The sequence below is a fragment of the Gemmatimonas groenlandica genome (assembly GCF_013004105.1).
Lineage (GTDB): Bacteria > Gemmatimonadota > Gemmatimonadetes > Gemmatimonadales > Gemmatimonadaceae > Gemmatimonas > Gemmatimonas groenlandica.
Genome location: NZ_CP053085.1, coordinates 2,993,022 through 3,012,427, shown reverse-complemented (window position 1 = coordinate 3,012,427; position 19,406 = coordinate 2,993,022). Strand labels below are relative to the sequence as shown.

At 64.5% G+C, this 19,406-nt stretch carries 16 protein-coding genes and 1 pseudogene; 13 read left to right on the top strand and 4 right to left on the bottom strand.

The genetic code is table 11. From position 1 onward, the window contains the following. Positions 1-21: 21 nt before the first annotated feature. Positions 22-1,258: pseudogene (gene odhB / locus HKW67_RS12680) on the bottom strand (2-oxoglutarate dehydrogenase complex dihydrolipoyllysine-residue succinyltransferase). A 150-nt stretch (positions 1,259-1,408) separates the two neighbouring features. Between odhB and HKW67_RS12675 the strand changes: the two are divergent. From HKW67_RS12675 to HKW67_RS12650, 6 genes are all read left to right on the top strand, one after another. Continuing rightward, entirely contained in the window at positions 1,409-2,455 is a 1,047-nt protein-coding gene (locus tag HKW67_RS12675; RefSeq protein WP_171225728.1) for a zinc-binding dehydrogenase, read from the top strand. After that, positions 2,452-2,676 carry a hypothetical protein gene (locus tag HKW67_RS12670; RefSeq protein WP_171225727.1) on the top strand — a complete coding sequence of 75 codons (225 nt, stop codon included), beginning with the start codon at positions 2,452-2,454 and terminating at the stop codon, positions 2,674-2,676. Before HKW67_RS12675 ends, HKW67_RS12670 begins: the two co-directional genes overlap by 4 nt. 115 nt (positions 2,677-2,791) lie before the next feature. Beyond that, positions 2,792-3,691: a mechanosensitive ion channel family protein gene (locus HKW67_RS12665; protein WP_171225726.1), complete on the top strand. Its 900-nt coding sequence runs from the start codon at positions 2,792-2,794 to the stop codon at positions 3,689-3,691. After that, positions 3,688-4,515 (top strand): hypothetical protein, encoded by an 828-nt coding sequence (locus tag HKW67_RS12660; RefSeq protein WP_171225725.1) that lies wholly within the window; start codon positions 3,688-3,690, stop codon positions 4,513-4,515. Before HKW67_RS12665 ends, HKW67_RS12660 begins: the two co-directional genes overlap by 4 nt. A gap of 137 nt (positions 4,516-4,652) precedes the next feature. Beyond that, positions 4,653-7,187 carry a DNA gyrase subunit A gene (gene gyrA / locus HKW67_RS12655; protein WP_171225724.1) on the top strand — a complete coding sequence of 845 codons (2,535 nt, stop codon included), beginning with the start codon at positions 4,653-4,655 and terminating at the stop codon, positions 7,185-7,187. A 29-nt stretch (positions 7,188-7,216) separates the two neighbouring features. Next, positions 7,217-8,692 (top strand): diguanylate cyclase, encoded by a 1,476-nt coding sequence (locus tag HKW67_RS12650; protein WP_171225723.1) that lies wholly within the window; start codon positions 7,217-7,219, stop codon positions 8,690-8,692. A 25-nt stretch (positions 8,693-8,717) separates the two neighbouring features. Here HKW67_RS12650 and HKW67_RS12645 read toward each other — a convergent pair whose 3' ends face one another. Continuing rightward, positions 8,718-9,200: a CoA-binding protein gene (locus HKW67_RS12645; protein ID WP_230981012.1), complete on the bottom strand. Its 483-nt coding sequence runs from the start codon at positions 9,198-9,200 to the stop codon at positions 8,718-8,720. A 40-nt stretch (positions 9,201-9,240) separates the two neighbouring features. Between HKW67_RS12645 and HKW67_RS12640 the strand changes: the two genes are divergently transcribed. Then, a complete protein-coding gene (locus tag HKW67_RS12640) occupies positions 9,241-10,383 on the top strand; it encodes a saccharopine dehydrogenase family protein (RefSeq protein ID WP_171225722.1) in 1,143 nt (380 codons plus the stop codon). On the opposite strand, the gene HKW67_RS12635 is transcribed toward HKW67_RS12640, so the two are convergent. Together HKW67_RS12635 and HKW67_RS12630 are read right to left on the bottom strand one after the other, a co-directional pair. Then, on the bottom strand, positions 10,373-12,085 hold the full coding sequence (locus tag HKW67_RS12635; RefSeq protein WP_171225721.1) for a methyl-accepting chemotaxis protein: 1,713 nt from the start codon (positions 12,083-12,085) through the stop codon (positions 10,373-10,375). The genes HKW67_RS12640 and HKW67_RS12635 overlap by 11 nt on opposite strands. Then, positions 12,085-13,275: an ABC transporter substrate-binding protein gene (locus HKW67_RS12630; RefSeq protein ID WP_171225720.1), complete on the bottom strand. Its 1,191-nt coding sequence runs from the start codon at positions 13,273-13,275 to the stop codon at positions 12,085-12,087. Before HKW67_RS12630 ends, HKW67_RS12635 begins: the two co-directional genes overlap by 1 nt. Before the next feature lie 324 nt (positions 13,276-13,599). Here HKW67_RS12630 and coxB point away from each other — a divergent pair, with 324 nt between their 5' ends. From coxB to HKW67_RS12600, 6 genes are read left to right on the top strand one after another with little or no spacing between them, the layout of a single operon-like run. Continuing rightward, positions 13,600-14,916 (top strand): cytochrome c oxidase subunit II, encoded by a 1,317-nt coding sequence (gene coxB, locus HKW67_RS12625; RefSeq protein ID WP_171225719.1) that lies wholly within the window; start codon positions 13,600-13,602, stop codon positions 14,914-14,916. A gap of 29 nt (positions 14,917-14,945) precedes the next feature. Then, positions 14,946-16,829: a cytochrome c oxidase subunit I gene (gene ctaD, locus HKW67_RS12620; RefSeq protein WP_171225718.1), complete on the top strand. Its 1,884-nt coding sequence runs from the start codon at positions 14,946-14,948 to the stop codon at positions 16,827-16,829. Between the two features lies 1 nt (position 16,830). Continuing rightward, positions 16,831-17,526 carry a cytochrome c oxidase subunit 3 gene (locus HKW67_RS12615; protein ID WP_171225717.1) on the top strand — a complete coding sequence of 232 codons (696 nt, stop codon included), beginning with the start codon at positions 16,831-16,833 and terminating at the stop codon, positions 17,524-17,526. Positions 17,527-17,533: 7 nt separating this feature from the next. Beyond that, positions 17,534-17,878, top strand: coding sequence for a cytochrome C oxidase subunit IV family protein (locus tag HKW67_RS12610; protein WP_171225716.1), 345 nt, complete (start codon positions 17,534-17,536; stop codon positions 17,876-17,878). 15 nt (positions 17,879-17,893) lie between these two features. Then, entirely contained in the window at positions 17,894-18,814 is a 921-nt protein-coding gene (locus tag HKW67_RS12605) for a cytochrome c oxidase assembly protein (RefSeq protein WP_171225715.1), read from the top strand. After that, entirely contained in the window at positions 18,814-19,344 is a 531-nt protein-coding gene (locus HKW67_RS12600) for a hypothetical protein (protein ID WP_171225714.1), read from the top strand. Before HKW67_RS12605 ends, HKW67_RS12600 begins: the two co-directional genes overlap by 1 nt. Positions 19,345-19,406: the final 62 nt, after the last annotated feature.

Here is a 19,406-nt window from a genome sequence, read left to right as displayed (position 1 = left end):
TCCGTACCCCGTACTTCGCAGTTAGAGTAACATCGCTGCCGGATCTTCCATCAGTTCCTTGAAGCGCACCAGGAACAACACGGCCTGCTGTCCGTCGATCATGCGGTGATCGTACGAGAGCGCGACGTACATCATCGGGCGGATCTCGACCTTGCCGTCGATCGCCACCGGGCGGTCCTGCGTTTTGTGCAGACCGAGGATGCCGACCTGCGGATAGTTGATGATCGGCGTCGAGAGCAGGGAGCCGAAGACGCCGCCGTTGGTGATCGTGAACGAGCCACCGGTGAGATCATCCATCGACAGTTTGCCGTCGCGCGCGCGCTTGGCCACGGCGGCGATGTCCTTGCCGATCTGCACGATGCTCTTCTTGTCGGCGTCCTTCACGTTCGGCACCACGAGCCCGGCGTCGCTGGCCACCGCGATGCCCATGTTCACATAGTGCTTGTACACGATCGTGTCGCCGTCGATCTGCGCATTCACGGCCGGGTAGGCCTCGAGCGCGAGGCACGCGGCCTTCACGAAGAACGGCATGTACGAGAGCTTGACGCCCTGTTCCTTCTCGACGCGTTCCTTGAGACGCTCACGAAGGGCCGTGATGGCCGTCATGTCGATCTCGTTGAACGTCGTCAGGTGCGCCGTCTGGTGCTGTGACAGCAGCAGGTTCTCGGCGATCCGCTTGCGACGCGTCGTCATCTTCTCGCGCGTTTCGCGCGTGCCCGTCGGCGCCGCGACGGCCGCTGCAGTCGGTGCGGTCGGTGCGGCTGGAGCCGCCGGGGCGACCGCTGCCTTGGCCGGCGCCGCGATGGCGGCAACGACGTCAGGCTTCGAGACGACACCGCCGCGACCAGTACCCGCCACGTCGGCCGGGTTGATTCCGGCTTCAGTCGCGAGACGCGCGGCAGCCGGCGACACCTTCACGTCGGCGCCTGACACGGCGGCGGCAGGAGCTACCGGCGTCGCTTGAGAGAGGGCGGGGGCGGCGGGGGTGGCCGCGGGGGCCAGGTGCAGCCGCAGCCGCGCCAGCGCCCGCCGTGAGCTCACCGAGTTCGTCGCCGACGTTCACGACATCGCCTTCGCCCTTATGCCGCTTCGTGAGCACGCCGGCCTCCAGCGCCGGCACCTCGACGGTGATCTTGTCGGTTTCGAGTTCAACGAGCGTGTCGCCGACGGCAACGCGGTCGCCTTCGTTCTTGAGCCAACGGGAGATGGTCGCCTCGACGATGGATTCGCCGAGCGGTGGAACCTTGATGGACGACATGTGGCGTGACGGTCGTGGTGAACAGTCCGGGGAGCGTAATTCTTCCAATATAGGCCTCGGACCGCCCTGACAGGGGTTGCTACGGCACTCCCGTTTCCGACCGCTGCAGAGGAGATTCCTCGAATTCTCCCACTCTCGACCAGACCCGTCATGACCATGCGTGCCCTGACGATCGATGCCCATGGCGGCCTCGACCAGCTTCGCGTCCGCGACGACATGCCCGTGCCGACGCTTGACGGCCCGAACAGTGTCCGCGTAAGGATCAAGGCAGCGGCCATCAATCGGCTCGATCTCTGGGTACTGGGCGGGATTCCCGGGGTCAAAATCCAGCCGGGATGGGTGCTGGGCTCCGACGGGGCGGGGGTGATCGATGCCGTCGGCGATGCCGTGCAGGGCATCGCCCCCGGAGATCACGTGATCCTGAATCCTGGGCTGGTGGACCGGAGCTGCCGTTGTGAGTACTGCCGCGACGGCGACCAGCCTTTATGTCTCACGTACGGCATCATGGGCGAGCATCGTCATGGAACGATTGCCGATTACGTGGTCGTGCCGGCCGACAATGTCCGCGTCATTCCCGGCACGATTCCGTTCGAGACGGCGGCGGCGTTTCCACTGGCCACGCTCACGGCCTGGCGAATGATCGTGACCCGCGCCCGGGTGCAGCCCAGCGATCACGTGCTCATCTGGGGCATCGGCGGCGGGGTGGCGCTGGCGGCACTCCAGATCGTGAAGCGGATCGGCGCGACGGCGTGGGTGACCTCGAGCAGTCCTGACAAGTTGGCGAGAGCGCAGGCGCTCGGCGCCGATCATCTCCTCGACCACACGCACCCCGACCTCGGGCGAGAAGTTCGCGCCCGGACGTCCAAGCGCGGCGTGGACGTGGTGATCGACTCGGTGGGTGAAGCCACCTTCTCGCAGTCGCTGGTCGCGCTCGGCAAGCGGGGGCGTCTGGTCACCTGTGGCGGTACCAGCGGACCGTTCGTGCAGCTCGACGTGCGTCGGATGTTCTGGAATCAGTGGACGCTCATGGGGTCGACGATGGGGAATGATGCCGAGTTCGATGCGATGACGGCGCTCTTTCGCGAGGGCGACTTGATGCCGCCCGTGGACTCCGTCTGGTCGATCGAGGAATCGGCCAAGGCCTTCGAACGGCTCTCCTCTGGCGCGCAGTTCGGCAAAGTCGTCGTACGGCTGTGACGGAAACGGCGCGCTTCACGTCGGCCGAGGAAAAGGCGATGCGCGAGACGGTGCAGAGCGGAGAGATTCCCCTCTGCCCCCGGTGCGCGGTGCTCATGACGCAGCGCGCCATCGGCGGCGGGTCGTTCGGGCTGGGGTACCACCGGCAGCGGGAGTGGCTCCTCTGCCCACAGTGCCGCCGCAGCGTCATCTTTGATGTGAAGCGGGGAACGCGACTCTAATCGGGACGCCCCGTTGGGGCTCCCACGTGGGACACCGAACCAGGGCTCCCCTCCGTAGTGCTGGGTGTTTCGCTACTTTCCAGTAGGTCCGCAGGCACCCCCTCTCAATTTGACTTTGTTACAGCAACAATTTCCCGACTCTCTGCAGTTCGCGGCCGCCGCGACGCAGACAGACTCGGGTCAGGCCGCTCTCACGTCCACGTTCACGGAACGTCTCGAGCAAAGCTTCGCGCTGCTCGGGGAATTTGTGCCCGCGCTGTTCGGCGCGCTCGTCATACTCTTCGCCGGCTATCTGGTGGCGAAGGTGATCGAGAAGGGCACCGCGCGATTGCTGCGCCGCATGCATTTCAATCAGCTGCTCGAGCGCGGCGGTGTAATGCAAGCCGTCGAGCGTTCGGGGTCGCATCTCAATCCCGCGAAAGTCATCGCCAATCTGCTGTTCTGGTGCGTGATGTTCGCGGTGCTGCTCGTGGCTGCGAATGCGATTGGTCTCGAATCGCTGGCCAATGTGTTCTCCGAACTCGTGAGCTACATCCCGAGTGTGATCGCGGCGATCGTGATCATCATTCTCGGCATCGTGCTCGGCGGATTCGTCGGTGGCCTCATCATGGCGTCGGCAGGCGGACTGCATGGCGGGCCGTGGCTGGCGCGTACGGGCCGTGCCGGTGTGATCGTGCTCGCGGTGTTCATGGCGCTCCAGGAGCTGGGCATCGCGACGGACATCGTCACGACGGCGTTTGCGATCTTGTTCGGTGCGGTGGCGCTGGCGTTGTCGCTGTCGTTCGGTCTGGGCAATCGTGAGCTCGCGGCCGAAGTCACGCGCGAGTGGTATCAGCGCTATCAGGCCGAGCGTCGCGCGATCGACGCCGAAGCGGCAGCCGACGCAGCGGAAGAACTGGCCGAAGAGACATCGGAAGACGAGACCGCCGAGATGCCGATGCCGCAGCCGCCGGTCGCGGTGGCGAAGACGCCCGTCACGGTGAGTGCGCGACAGTTCGAAGAGAGCAAGCCTTGATGCGAGTGAAGGCGTGGGTCGTGGTGGGGTTGTTGGTGGCACCGTTTGCTTCGAGTGGCGCACAGACAGACAGCACGGCGGCGACCGCGGCGTTTCTCGCGGCGGAGACGCGCGGCTACGCGCAAAACTTGATCACCTTGCGCCGCGAGTATCTCTCGCGCGCCTCGTGGGCCGATCTCGGTGACCGCTGCAATCCGGGCGCGCTGCGGGTGTTTTCGAAGGACACGACCCCGGAGCTGCAAAAGGCGTTGCAGGCGATCGTCGAGCGCATGGAGCAGACGATCGTGTTGCAGGGGGCCGGAAACGCGTTGGCGGCCCCGGAGGCGCGGGCGTTGCTCCGCGTGGTCGTCGGCTGGGAAGCCGGCATCGACCGGCCGCGCTGGGATGAGGACGGGGTCGGCGTTCATCGCGCCGTGGCCACCGGTCTCACGGGCGATGTGCCCGATCCAACCAAGGCCGGCTGCCTGCCGTCGCCGGTCATGAGTGACACCGTGACCTTTGTGGTGCCCGGTTTCGCCGACATGGACTTCCCGAAGGCGCCGAGACCGCGGGTGAAGGCGTACTTCGGGCCGCAGGGACAGCAGCGGGCCCGCGACGAGTTCTTCGCGGCGGTGGGTGCCAAGAATCCGAGCGCCGATCTGTCGTATATCGTCGTGGCGCCGATCGTGATCTGGCGGGACTACGCGGTCGTCGGGGTGAACCGCCCGCGCGAGAAGGGCGGCATCGCCGTGGGCTCGGGGAGCAACGGTGGCGCGACGTATCTCCTGCGCCGGGTCGGCGGTGAGTGGCGGCTGCTGTCGATCGTACGCAGCTGGGGCGCCTGACTCCGGAGCGTGTTTCTAAGTCGTTGAAATGCAGTAGTTTACACCGGGCCCGACGCGTTGTTTTTACGCCTCGGGTCGTGTACATTTAAAGGCTGTCGATCACAGTTTCGGACCACGTCTCTCCTGCCCGACGTCACATGACTGCACCGAACGCCCGCGAACGCATCCTGCCGCGCCTCATCGACGAGGAAGTCAAGGAATCGTTCATCAACTATTCCATGAGCGTCATCGTATCGCGTGCACTGCCCGACGTGCGCGATGGCCTCAAGCCTGTGCATCGCCGCGTGTTGTACGCGATGAACGAGCTCGGACTGTTGCCGGGGCGTCCGTTCAAGAAGTCGGCGACGGTGGTTGGTGATGTGCTCGGCAAGTATCACCCGCACGGTGACAGCAGCGTGTACGACGCACTCGTGCGTATGGTGCAGACGTTCTCGCTGCGGTATCCGCTGGTGGACGGTCAGGGGAATTTCGGTTCGATGGAGGGCGACAACGCGGCCGCGTATCGCTACACCGAAGCCCGCCTGATGCGCATGGCGATGGACATGCTCACCGACATCGACAAGGGCACGGTGGACTTCGCGCCGAACTTCGATGACCGGTTGGAGGAGCCGCGCGTACTGCCGTCAGGCTTTCCGAACCTACTGGTGAACGGTTCGACGGGCATCGCGGTGGGCATGGCCACGAACATCCCGCCACACAATCTCGGCGAAGTGATCAGCGCTGTGATCGCACTCATCGACAACCCCGACCTCGAGCCGGCGCAACTGCGCGGTTTCATCAAGGGTCCCGACTTCCCGACCGGGGGCTTCATCTACGGTCGCGCCGGCATTGCCGATTACCAGGACACGGGTCGCGGCCGCATTGTGATGCGCGCGAAGGCCGTGATCGAAGAAAAGGAATCGAGCGGACGTTCGCAGATCGTGGTGACCGAAGTGCCGTACCAGTCCAATCCCGCCAAGCTGGTAATGGACATCGCGGAGCTGGTGCGCGAGCAGAAGCTCACGGGCATCAGTGAACTGCGCAACGAGTCCGATCGCGACGGCATCCGCATTGTGGTGGGTCTGAAGCGCGACGCCATTCCGCGCGTGGTGCTCAATCAGCTGTACAAGCACACCAGCATGCAGAGCACGTTCGGCGTGATCATGCTGGCACTCGTGCCCGACGCGAACACGCGGCAGCTGGTGCCGAAGGTGCTGACGCTCAAGCAGTGCCTCGGGCACTATATCGAGCACCGGCACGAAGTGATCGTGCGGCGCACGCAGTTCGATCTCGACAAGGCGCTCGAGCGCGAACACATCCTCGAAGGCATGAAGATCGCCGTCGACAACATCGACGAAGTGATCGCCCTGATCCGTGCGGCCGCCGACACGCCCACGGCGAGCGCGCAGCTGCAGACGCGCTTTGGATTGTCGGAGCGTCAGGCGGAAGCGATTCTGAACATGCGGTTGGCCAAGCTCACCGGCCTCGAGCGCGAGAAGCTCGAGGAAGAGCTTGCGGAGGTGCGCGCGTTCATCGTCGAGATGCGCGGCATCCTCGAGTCGCGTCCGCGCCGCATGGACATCATGAAGGGCGAGCTGCTCAAGCTGATGGAGACCTACGGCGACAAACGCCGCACGGAGATCGTGAGCGACGAGGGCGAGTTCTCGATCGAAGACCTGATCGCCGAAGAAGAGATGGTGGTAACCATCTCGCACAACGGGTACATCAAGCGCACGCCGCTGTCGCTGTACAACCGTCAGGGTCGCGGCGGTCGCGGCAAGTCGAGCGCGGATCTCAAGGAAAACGACTTCATCGAGCGGTTCTACGTGGCGAGCACGCACACGTACATGCTCATCTTCACCGATGACGGCCGTTGCTTCTGGCTCAAGGTGCACGAACTGCCGCAGGCCGGGCGCAACACGCGCGGCAAGCCGATCGTGAACCTCATCAACGTCACGCCCGACACGCGCATTCGCGCCATCGTGCTCACGCGCGAGTTCAGCGACACCGAGTTCCTGCTGTTCTGCACGCGCAAGGGCACGGTCAAGAAGACCGCGCTGTCGCAGTACAGCAATCCGCGCTCGAACGGCATCAAGGCCATCAAGGTCGAAGATGGCGACGAGCTGATGGACGTGCAGGTGACGTCGGGCAGCAACGACGTCGTGCTCGCCACGCGCCACGGGCTCTCGGTGCGCTTCCACGAGAGCGATGTGCGTGAGATGGGTCGCGACACGACCGGTGTGAAGGGCATCGAACTGCGCCCTGAAGACCAGCTGGTCGGCATGGTCGTGATCAAGCGCGAAGCGACGCTGCTGGTCGTGACCGAGAAGGGTCTCGGCAAGTGCAGCGAGGTGAGTGAGTACCGCGTGCAGAAGCGCGGCGGCAAGGGCATTCTCACGCTCAACCGCACCGCCAAGACCGGCGACGTGGTCGCGCTGATGGAAGTGGTGCCGGAAGACGAGCTGATGCTGATGACGCGTCAGGGCGTGGCGATCCGCTCGCGGGTGAGCGAGATCCGCGTCACGGGTCGGGCGGCACAGGGCGTCAAGCTCGTGGCCCTTGACGACCATGATGTAGTGCAGGCGGTGGCCCGCGTGATTCCCGACGACAAGGATGATGTGGACGGCGTGGAAGGGACCGAAGGAGATGCGCCGACCGGAGAGCTAGGGCTTGATGGTGGTGGCGACGCGTGATGCCCAACGCTCGCTGATCGCGACGGCTGATGCCCACTTCCCGAATTCTCGTCGCTGACGACGATGTGGCCGTCCTCGAATCCGTCACCTGGCTGTTGCAGGAGAATGGATACGAGGTCATTCCCGCCAATGGCGGGATGGCCTGTCTCGAGCAGCTCGAGAAGCGCGCGCCCGATCTGCTGCTCCTCGACATCCTGATGCCGGATGCCGATGGGTGTCAGTTGCTCGAGCGGATCAAGAGCGAAGAGCGCTGGCGCGACTTGCCGGTGCTCATGCTCTCCGCGCAGCCGCCTGAAGAAGCTTCGGTGCGGTCGTTGGGATTGGGCGCGGCGGATTTCATCCGCAAGCCCTATCGCCCGAAGGAGCTGTTGGCGCGCGTGCAGGCGCAGCTGCGCACGGGAGCCATGTTGCGCTCCACACGCATGGCGCTCGCGCGCACGGAAGAAGCGTTGGTGCGCGCGCAGCAGGATGCCGACAGTCGTCGTAAGCTCGTGGACATCCTGCACGAGGTCACCGGCGACCTGTCGGTCACCGAACTTTTTCACCTGCTGGTGCGTCGTGCGGCGCGTGCTCTCGGCGTGTCTCACTGCTCGGTCGTGCTCGCGCGACCGGGCGACTCGCAGGCCGTGGTGGTGGCGGCCTTCGAGAACCCGGGACTGCAGCATCTCAGCATCCAGCTCGATCGCTATCCGGAACTGAAAGCGGCGCTCGAGTCGGGCCAGCCGGTTCTGGTCGAAGATCTCGACACGCATCCGCTGTACGAGGGTGTGCGGCATGTGTGGGGCATCGAAGGCATCGAGGTGCCTATCCGCTCGGTGATCGCGCTGCCGTTCACCGTCGACCGTGGACAGTACGGCGTGTTCCTCGTGCGCCGCACGCGCGATCAGGATCGCTTCGGACCGCACGATCTCGAATTCGCGCAAGCCGTGATCACCGCTGCGGTGGCGGTCATTCAGCGTGCGCAGATGGTCGAAAGCACGATGGCCGACAACGCGCGACTCGAACAGCTCGCGCAGACCGATCCGCTCACCCAGTTGCTGAATCGCCGCGCGCTCACCGAGCGCATCACGGCGGAGATGGAGCGCGCGTTACGCTACGACTCCACGCTGGCGCTGCTCATGATCGATCTCGATCACTTCAAGAAAGTGAACGACACCTACGGGCACCTCGTTGGTGACGACGTGCTGCGTGATGTCGGTCAGCTGCTGCTCGATACCATCCGCGGCAGCGACATCGTGGCGCGTTATGGCGGCGAAGAATTCCTGGTGCTGCTGCCGGAAACGGACGAGGCCGGCGCGGTGTCGTTCGCCGAGCGCATCCGGGCGGCGGTCGACGAACACGAGTTCGCCCGAGGTGGCGAGCATCCGCCGCTCAAGCTCACCGCGAGCGTCGGTGTGGCCGTGTTTCCCGCCGCGCGTATCGAGAACGTGGAAGACCTGTTCTCGAGGGCGGACGCCGCGCTCTATCGTGCCAAGGCCGACGGCCGCAACCGCGTGCGGCAGTAAGGCTTCAGTAAGTCGTCGGTACGACTCAGTGCCGCGCGTTGCGGTGCTCGATCATCAGGCACTTGTTCTGCACCACGTCGATACCCGCTCTGGCGAACGTCTCCGCCGCCTCGGCATCCTGAATGCCAAGCTGCATCCACACCACGCGTGGTTTGGCGGCGAGAATCTCCTCGACGTGCTGCGCCACATCGCCAGACCGGCGGAACAGCAGCACCATATCGGCGGGCGGTATCACCGTACTGAGTGATCGCTGCACCGGCGCTCCCAGGATCTCCGCGATGTCCGGGTAGTACACCGGCACCGGGACAATCTCGTATCCCGCGCTCTGCAGATACTCCGGCACGTAGTACGCCGGCCCGCCGACGATCTCCGGCTTGATGCCGATGACGGCGATCCGCTGCGTGGACGACAGCACCTCAGCGAGTTGTGAGCTGTGCTCGAGCAGATGCGAACGCCACTCGGTCGTCTCGCTCCCGTCGCTCGCCGGAGGCATTAGCTTGTGATCCATAGACACTCCCCCTCCCTAGAAAATTGCTGGAGCCACCCGTATGCGCATGCTTGTACTCGGCGCGGGGCTGCAAGGCACCGCGTGCACGTATGATCTGCTGAAAAATCCTTCGGTCACGCAGGTCGTGCTGGCCGATGTTCGCGTCGGCACCCTTCCCGCATTTCTCGCGCCCTTCACCGGTCCACGCCTCGAGGCCATCGCGCTCGATGTCCGTGATGCCGATGCGGTGCGCGCGGTGTTCTCCCGCTGCGACGCGGTGATGAGCGCCATCCCGTACTACTTCAATGCACCGCTCGCCGCGATCGCCGTGGAAATGGGCGTCCACTTCGCCGACCTCGGCGGCAATACCGAAATCGTCCAAGAACAGAAGAAGCTCGACGCCGCCGCGAAAGCCAAGGGGATCAGTGTGATCCCCGACACAGGTCTCGCCCCCGGCATGGTCAATGTCATTGCTCAGCACGGCATCGATCAATTCGACACGGTCGACAGCGTGAAGCTGTTCGTGGGGGGATTGCCGCAGACGCCCGAACCGCCGCTCGGCTATCAGATCGCCTATTCCATCGAAGGCATGGTGGACTACTACACCACCGAGTCGTTGGTCGTGCGCCACGGGCAGCCGGCGCATGTGTCCGCGCTCTCCGAGCTCGAGTCGGTGCTGTTCGCCGATCCGGTCGGTGAGCTCGAAGCGTTTCATACGGCCGGTGGCCTCTCCACCATGGTGTACCGCTACGCCGGCGTGATTCCGACCATGGAGTACAAGACGCTACGCTTTCCGGGACACGCGCGCGTGATGGAAGCGATCCGAGACCTGGGACTGCTTGGCAACGAAGCGGTCGACGTGAAGGGACAGCAGGTCGTGCCTCGTGACGTGTTCGTGCGCGTCGCCGGTGAAAAGCTGCGCAAGGGCAAGCCGGATCTGGTCGCCCTGCGCGTGGTCGTGCGCGGCACCAAAGACGGGGTGTCAGGCACGCGGTCGTGGGAAGTGCTCGACCGGTATGATGCGGAACACGGCATCTCGGCCATGATGCGGACCACCGGATATACGCTGTCGATCACCGGGCAACTGCAGGCCAGCGGTGCCATCACCGCCGGCGTACACACGCCCGACGAATGCATGCCGGCGACGCGCTACTTCGCAATGCTCGCCGAGCGTGGCGTGATGGTGACCGAGCTTACGTCCTGAATTCGCCGATCAACCCGCGTACGCGAAGTGACGCCGTCTGCAGCATTTCGGCAGTCGCCGACACTTCCTGCGCGGAGGCGGAGGTCTGTTCGGTGCTGGCGGCCACTTGTTCTGCCGCCGCCGCATGGCCTTCCGCCGTGTCGCGGGCGCTGGTGAGTGATTTCTGCACGGCGCCCAGCGACTGACGGTTGGCATTCACCGCCGTCGAGACGCGAGAGGCCGCGCCTTCCACCTGAGCGACCGCGTGCTCGATGCGCGACAGTGCCTCGCCAACGCCCTCGGCCACCGTCTCCACGTCCTTGAGGCGGGTCGCCCCCGAGTCCACCGCACTCGAGGCGCTGGCAATGCGCGCCCGGATGCGCTTCACATTCTCCGTGACCTCGTTGGCCGCGTTTGCACTCTGCTCGGCCAAGGCGCGAACCTCCTGCGCGACCACGGCAAAGCCACGCCCGGCACTTCCGGCGCGCGCCGCTTCGATCGCGGCGTTGAGGGCGAGCAGGTTGGTCTGCGTGGCGATTTCGGAGATCACACTCACGAAGTCGTCGATGTCACTCGTGGCATCTTTCAGCGAGACCATCTCGGCGCGCGAGGCGGTTACCACTTCGCGAGCGCCGAGGAGTGTGTCGATGGCCAGCTGTACCTGATCGCGCGTGTTGTTGGTGGTGCTGCGAATGTCACGGCCCACGCGATCCGTTTCTTCCGCCGCTTCACCGATGGTGGCGCCGACTTCCGCGAGCTGTTTCACGGTGTGGCTGGCGTTGTTGAGCGCGCTCAGCTGCACCGTGGCCCCGTGTGAGATATCCAGGACGGCTGTGGTGACATGCTGCGACGAGGCGGCGGCCGACGACGCGGAGGCACTGAGTTCACCGGCCGCCAGCGTGACCTGATCGGCCTCGTCCTGTACACGCGACAGCAGACGACGGAGCCGCTCCCGCGCTTGCTGCATGGCGTCGATCAGTTCGGCGTACTCGCGAGCGACGCCGGAAAGTCGAAGGTCGATGTCGGGATCGCGCAGGTCACCGGCGCCGATGGCCATCATCTCGTCGCGCAGTCGCACGAGTGGATGCGTGACGGCGCGCGCGGTGGAGAGGCCGAAGAAGGCCGCGACGCCGAACGCCGCCGCGACGACGATGGCGAGCAGTAATTCGGCGCGCCAAAGTCCATCCCGCATGCGATCCATGGAATCTTCGGCACCGGTGCGCGCGGCACGACGGAGCGCCTGCAGCTCCGTCTCGATCGCCTGCATGTCCCGACTGGTCCGCTGCAACACGCGTTGCGCGTTCGCTTCATTGCCGACCACCTGCCACGCGTGCGTGATCGCGATGCGCACTTCCATCGCCGCCTGCAGGGTGCCGATGGCTTCGAGTCGCTGGCGTTCGTCCGCCCGCAGCATGCCCTGATCGAGTGCGCTGCGCCGCAGCTTCCCAGCCTCGGCGACCAGCGCCGTGTATTGCGCCGCGTCCTCGGGTGAACGACTGGTGAGATAGCGCAATCCGGCCACGAGTTCTCGCAACACGGTGGTGGTCGCCTGCTCGGTGAATTCGGACCGATCGGCCAGCGCGCGTACGGTGGCTTCCGCCTCGGTATTACTTCGCTTGAGGCCGTACCAGCCCAACAACCCAGCCAGCAGGAGCAGACCGATCGAAGTGCCGAAGCCGGCGATCAGGCGGACGCGAATGGTCGCGAGCCGGATGACGGCCATCAGCGCGCTCCTCCGTCCGGCGTGTCGGTGCTGTCGGCGGCGGCATCGGTGCTGCCGCGTACGCGGTCCACGCGCACGATGACGACGCTGCGTCCCTTGATATCGTGGTTGCGCTCGAAGGCGATGCGTCCCGCCACGCCGTCAACGGAGGGGGCACCATTGCCGATCTTCTCGAGCGCGAGGCGCAGCGCCGCGCGTGTGCGCGCACCGCTGATGATCGTGCGTCCCATGACGATCGCGGCGTCGTACGACAGCGCGGCGAACATGTCGGGGTCCTGCTTGAAGCGCTCGCGGTAGCGCGACAGGAACCACAGCGCTTCGGGGCTGGTGGCGCGATCGGCGCGGAAGAAGGCCACATACCGCGCGCCGATCGCGTCCGCCTGCTGATTCATCTGCTCTGTGCCATCGCCGCCGATGAACGGCGCGGTGACCCCGTGCGCTTTCAGTGCGCGGAGGAAAGCGAGTGCATCGACCGCATCGCCGGGAAAGAGCACGACATCGGGGCGCATCGTCGCGAGTAGCTGGGCGTAGGCATCCCACTCGGTGACGCCGTTCAGGTATGGCTCGCGGGCGATCACGGTGGCACCGCTGCGGGTGAACGTCTGGGCGAAGGTGCTCGCCCAGTCGCGTCCATAGGAATCGTTGCGATAGATGATCGCGGCGCGCTTGGCGCCGAGCGAATCGAACGCCCACTGCGCGGTCACCCGCGCGGCATCATCGTCGCTTGGCGCGACCCGGAAAAACCAGGGGTTGGCGCCGCTCAGTTGCGGCGAGGAGGCCGTCGGCGAGATGGCGACCACGCCGTTGGCGCCGGAGTGCTCGGCGTCGGCGTAGACGGGGATCGCTTCGATGGTGTTACCGCTTTCCGGATGTCCAACAACCGCGATCACCCCGGGATCCGCGCTGAGCTGCTGGGCCACCTGGACAGCGCTGGCCGAGCCGAGCTTCGGGGGACGGCTGCGAAAACGGAGCGAAGACGCGCCGTTGAGGCGCTCCACCGCCAAGTCGACGCCGCGCACGACGCCATCGTACCCCGGGCTTCCGGGTATGGCCCCGACGCCGATCAGGAAGGTGCCGTCGCCGGTGCCCGCTGGGGGGCCGTCCGAGGAGCGACAGGCCGACGCGAGCAACAGGAGCGAGAGCGCCACGGCAGCAGCGCGGGGCAGGGTGGCGACACGGTTCTGGATCACGAGCAATGGACGATCTGGAGTCGGGTGCGGAAACGGGCGCCTTATCGAGCGCCGACGTCGCGCTGGGCAGCGCGCTGGCGGCGTCCTCATGGGGCCGTCCGACGCCCCACGTTCGGACCGAAATCGGACTCAAAAACCACGAAAATCAGCGAAAGACAGTTACTCTCAATCAGGAAAATTGGGGAAGTGTCGATACGATGTTCCGATTTGCTTGCGGCAGCCGGAAACGTCGGTTTAGCTTCGCAAGGCTGTCTTACGAACGGCCCTCGTTGTCTACGCGCGACCGCGCGGCACTCGAGGCTCTCCACTCTCTCAGGAACCGGCATGGTTGGCACGTTCCGCCCGCGGCGGATGGCATCCGTCGCGCTGCTGGGCGCTCTGGCCCTAGGGCTTGCAGCGTGCGGCGGCGATTATCCGAATTCGACGTTCAATCCGAATTCGGAATACAACGCAGCGATCGATGCCCTCTGGGACAAGCTGCTCTTTTGGGGCACGCTGGTCTTCATTGGCGTCGAGGCCGCTCTCGTCTACACCATCTTCAAATTCCGGCGTCGTCCCGACGGCGGAGTGCCGAAGCAGGTGCACGGCAATACCGCGCTCGAGATCACGTGGACGGCGATTCCGGCCGTCATTTTGATCTTCATCGCGATTCCGACTGTCCGCACGATCTTCAAGACGCAGGCGAAAGCGGCGCCCGAGGCGCTGCAGGTCGAGGTGATCGGGCACCAGTGGTGGTGGGAGTTCCGCTACCCGCAGTACGGCATCACGACCGCGAACGAGCTGTATCTGCCGAACGGCCGTACGGTCAACTTTCAGCTCAAGACCATCGACGTATTGCACTCCTTCTGGATCCCGCAGATGGGTGGCAAGCGTGATTTGATTTCCAATAGGACGAATTATCTCTGGTTCACGCCGAACAAGGACCTGCCGTCCTCGGCGTGGAACGGCTTCTGCGCCGAGTTCTGTGGTCCGTCGCATGCGAACATGAAGTTCCGCGTCTTCACCGTGACAGTCGACGAGTTCGCGCAGTGGACGGCGCATCAGAAGCAGCCGGCGATCTTCCCGGCGGTCGCGCTGGCCCCGACCACGGCCGCTCCGGCGGTGGCGCCGGTTCCCTCGGGAACGGGCAGCACGCCGCTGTTGCAGGTCGCTGCCACGACGACGCCGTCGACCACGCCAGCCGACGCGCCCGCGGCGCCGGTTCCGGTGTGGGTCTTCCCGAAGGACAAGCTGGAAAAGGATTTCGCGTATACGATTCCGCAGACGCCGATCACGAACCAGATCAGCTTCGACGAAGCACTGATCGGCAAGGGCGATGCGGAGCGCGGTCGTCAGATCTATGGCCGCTCGAGCTGTATCGGTTGCCATGCCATAGCGGGCACGCCGATGAACATGGCGAACGTCGGGCCGAACCTCACGCACGTGGGTTCGCGATACACGATCGCTGGTGGCCTCTATCCGAACGATACGAAGCATCTGTCGTACTGGATCAAGAGCGCGCCGCACATGAAGCCCGGCTCCATCATGCCCTCGCTCGGCAAGGGCGTGACAGATCCGAAAACCAAGATGGTGGTCAACGTCGGCGGTCTGACCGACGCGGAGGTCGCGGACATCGTCGCGTACCTCCAGGCCCTGAAGTAAGTCACCGTCACCGCTGACCAACGACACCGATGGCAACCATCGCTGCCGCGCCCCCGTACACCGAAGTCAAGACCGCACCGTCAACCACCGGCGTCTGGTCGTGGCTTACCACGGTAGACCACAAGCGCATCGGGGCGCTCTATCTCATCACCGGCCTGATCTTCTTCGTAGTTGGCGGCCTCGAGGCCGCTATTCTGCGCGCGCAGCTGGCGACGCCGAACGGAAAGCTCATTTCGGCCGAGATGTACAACCAGCTGTTCACGATGCATGGCACGACGATGATCTTCCTCGCCGTCATGCCTCTCTCGGCGGCGTTCTTCAACTTTCTGATCCCGCTGCAGATCGGCGCGCGTGACGTCGCCTTCCCGCGACTGAACGCGTTCTCGTACTGGATCTACCTGCTCGGCGGCATCTTCATCACGCTGCCGATCTTCTGGTCGATGGCGCCCAATGGCGGTTGGTTCGGCTACGCGCCGCTCAGCACGAAGGCGTACTCGCCGCAGCACAACATGGATTTCTGGGTGATCGGCTTGCAGATCCTCGGTATCTCCTCGCTGGCGGCCGGCTTCAATTTCATCACGACGATCATCAACATGCGCGCGCCCGGTATGACGCTCATGCGCATGCCGATCTTCACGTGGATGTCGTTCGTCGTACAGTTCCTGGTGGTGCTCGCCTTCCCGGTGATCACGATCGCGCTCGTGTTCCTGCAGTTCGACCGCTTCTTCGGCACGAACTTCTACACGATCGCCAAGGGCGCCGACCCGCTGCTCTGGCAGCACCTCTTCTGGGTGTTCGGTCACCCCGAGGTGTACATCCTGATTCTGCCGGCCTTCGGTCTCGTGTCCGAAGTGCTGCCGACATTCTCGCGCAAGCCGTTGTTCGGCTATCCCGTGATGGTGTACTCGGGCATCCTGATCGGTTTCCTCGGTTTCGGCGTGTGGGCGCACCATATGTTCTCGGTGGGCATGGGCCCGATCGCGGACGCGGTGTTCTCTCTCACCACGATGCTGATCGCCATCCCGACCGGCGTGAAGATCTTCAATTGGATGGCCACGATGTGGGGCGGCCAGATCAAGTTCACGGTTGCCATGAAGTTCGCGATCGCGCTGGTCGGCATGTTCACGATCGGTGGTATCTCGGGTGTGATGCACTCGTCGCCCCCGGCCGACTTGCAGCAGACGGACACGTATTTCGTGGTGGCGCACTTCCACTACGTGCTGTTCGGCGGCTCGGTGTTCGGGCTGTTCGCCGGCGTGTACTACTACTTCCCGAAGATCACGGGCCGCTTCCTCTCGGAATCGCTCGGTAACTGGCACTTCTGGATTTCGCTGGTCGGTATGAACCTCACGTTCTTCCCGATGCACTTCAGCGGATTGCTGGGCATGCCGCGCCGCATTTACCAGTACGATGCGGGACAGGGCTACGACCTGTTCAATGCGATGTCGACGGGTGGTACGCTCATCCTGATGGTCGGCACGCTGTTCGGCCTGATCAACATCTTCAAGAGCTGGAAGAGCGGGAAGATGGCGTCGAGCAACCCGTGGGGCGCCGCGACGCTGGAGTGGACGATCCCGTCGCCGCCGCCCGACTACAACTTTGCCGAACTGCCGCAGGTGAAGTCGCGCTACCCGCTCTGGAACATGAAGGGCGGTGAGAAGCTCGTGCACGAGACGACGTACGAAGAGGAGAAGGGCCGGCACATCCCCACCTCGCAGGAACTCGGCATCATCATGCCGAACCCGTCGATCTGGCCGCTGGTTACCGCCTTCGGGTTGATCGTGATGTTCGGCGGCCTCCTGTTCATGGACGCGAGTGTCCCGACCGCTGTTGCCGTGATGCTGGCGGGTACGGCGCTCTGGGTCGGCTCGCTCTACAATTGGCTGCTCACGCCGCTCGAGGATCACCACTAAGATGACCGCCACTACGGCACCTACGACCGCCGCTCACGGCGACGGCCACGCGCACGGCGGCGGCCATCATACCTCGTTGGGACTCGACAACCGCAAAGTCGCAATTTGGACCTTCATCGGTTCCGAATGCATGCTCTTCGCGTCGTTGATCTCGACGTACCTGATCTACAAGGGACGCAGCCCGGAAGGACCGTTCCCGCACGAAGCGTGGACGAATCCGACGACGGGCAAGGTGTTTCCGGCGATCCTCAACATCCCGGTCACATCGGCCTCGACATTCGTGCTGCTCATGTCGTCGCTGGCGATGGTGCTCGCGTTGGCTGCCGTGCAGAACCGCGACCTGCCGAAGCACAGCGCGTGGGATCGCATCCTCGGTTCGTCGAAGATCTGGCTGTGGGCCACGTGTCTGCTCGGCATCACGTTCCTCGGCTGTCAGGCGTATGAGTTCACGTCGTTCATTCATGAAGGACTGACGATGCGAACGAACCTGTTCGGCTCGAGCTTCTTCACGCTGACCGGCTTCCACGGCGCGCACGTGACCGCCGGCGTGCTGTGGCTCTTCACGTTGCTCGCGATCGATTACAAGCGTGGACTCAAGCCGTCGGATGCGCTGCTCGTCGACATCTGTGCGCTGTACTGGCACTTCGTCGACGTGGTGTGGATCGCGATCTTCACGCTCATCTACCTGATCAAGTGAGGCGGTGATGGCTGACCATTCCCCGGCTGCTGGCCACGCTCACGACGAAGCGCACCATCCAACGTGGACGACGTACTGGAAGATCGCCGTGATTCTCACGGTGATCACTGCGGTCGAAGTCTCGGCGTACTACATCCCGGCATGGGAAAACAGCTGGGTGTACGTGCCCAGCATGCTGATAATGTCTGCGGTGAAGTTCTACATCGTCGTGATGTACTACATGCACCTCAAGTATGATCACAAGCTGTTCCGCTCGCTGTTCACCGGCCCGTTGATCGTGGCCAGTCTCACGCTGATCGGATTGCTGTTCCTGTTCTCGAAGCTCGTGCTGCGACTGGGCCTGCTCAGCTAACCGCTGCGTTGTCCTATGATCGCGCTCTTGCTGCACCCCGCCGCCCAGCTTAGCTGGTCGAATTTCACGGTCCATCCCAGCACGGCGATCGGCATCGCTGCTATCGGGGCGGCCTATATGTGGCGCGTGCGTCAGGGTCCATCGGCGATGGACCGCGTGCCCGTGACGGTGCCGAATCTGGCGCAGGCCACCAGCGCGCAGCTCGATGCGGCGGCCGCCCCCCAAGGGCCCACGTCGGCGCAGCGCGTCAGCTTCTTCACGTCGCTCCTGCTGCTGTTTCTCACGCTGAACGGGCCGCTGCACGATCTGAGCGATTACTACCTGTTCAGCGGGCACATGGTGCAGCACCTGATCCTCACGCTGATCGTGCCGCCGCTGATGATCATCGGTACGCCGGGCTGGATGCTGCGGCCGCTCCTGCGCAAGCCGGCGGTCTTCGCGATCGCCCGCAAGAGCACGACCATCGCGGCCTGCTTCGTGATCTTCAACGTGGTGCTCTCGTTCTGGCACCTGCCGCCGATGTACAACCTGGCGCTGGCCAACCACCCGATTCACATCGTGCAGCACCTGATGTTCATCGCGGCGTCGGTGCTGATGTGGTGGCCGCTCACGTCACCGCTGCCAGAGCTGCCGCGCGCGCCGTATCCGGCGCAGATGCTGTACTGTTTCGTGATGGTGATCCCGATGTCGGTCATCTCGATTTATATCGCGATGGCGGATACGCTGCTGTACCCCGCGTATGCCGTCGCCCCGCGCATCCTGGGGATCACGCCCATGATGGACCAGCAGTACGGCGGTCTGATCATGTGGATTCCCGGCGGTGTCTTCTTCTACGCGGTGATGACGGTGGTGTTCTTCAAATGGTCGCAGCGCGGCGAAGATGATCAGGACAGCGCGCAGGTGGGTTGGGTCCCCTCGCCGGATGCGCTGACCTGATGGCGGGCAAGAAGCCGGTTGCCCGACGTCACGTCGGCAAGGACGCTCCCAAGGTCGCGCCCAAGAAGAACGCGGCCGCCGCCGAGAAGAAGTTCGGCAAGGCTGCGCGTCAGGCGGCGGAGAAGGGCGGCAAGAAGCCGGGCGCGTGGCGCGACGCCGAACAGCCGCGCGTGTCGCACGCGGCGGCACCGATTCCAGCCGAGGCGCTGGGCACGGTCGCCGTGTCGGTGTCACGCACGATCGACGCGTCGCCCAGTGAGATTTTCCGCGCCTTCAACGACCCCACACGCCGGCAATGGGGCAGCGCGTTCGGCTACAAGGTGATGAACGCCGTGGCGCCGCGCTTCCTGCGACTGATGCTGCACGACGGCACGCTGGTGAGCGTCTCGATCGGCCGCAAAGGCAACGCACGATGCGCCGTGGAGCTCGAGCACTCACGCCTACCCGACGTCGCGACCGGCGAGCGGATGAAAGCGGAATGGCGCGACGGACTTGGACGGATGGCGGAGCAACTCGACGAGCTGTTTTAACTGATGAGGGGCGCTAAGAGTGAACGGCGCTAAGAGTCGGGGGCGCTAAGGTAAACGGCGCG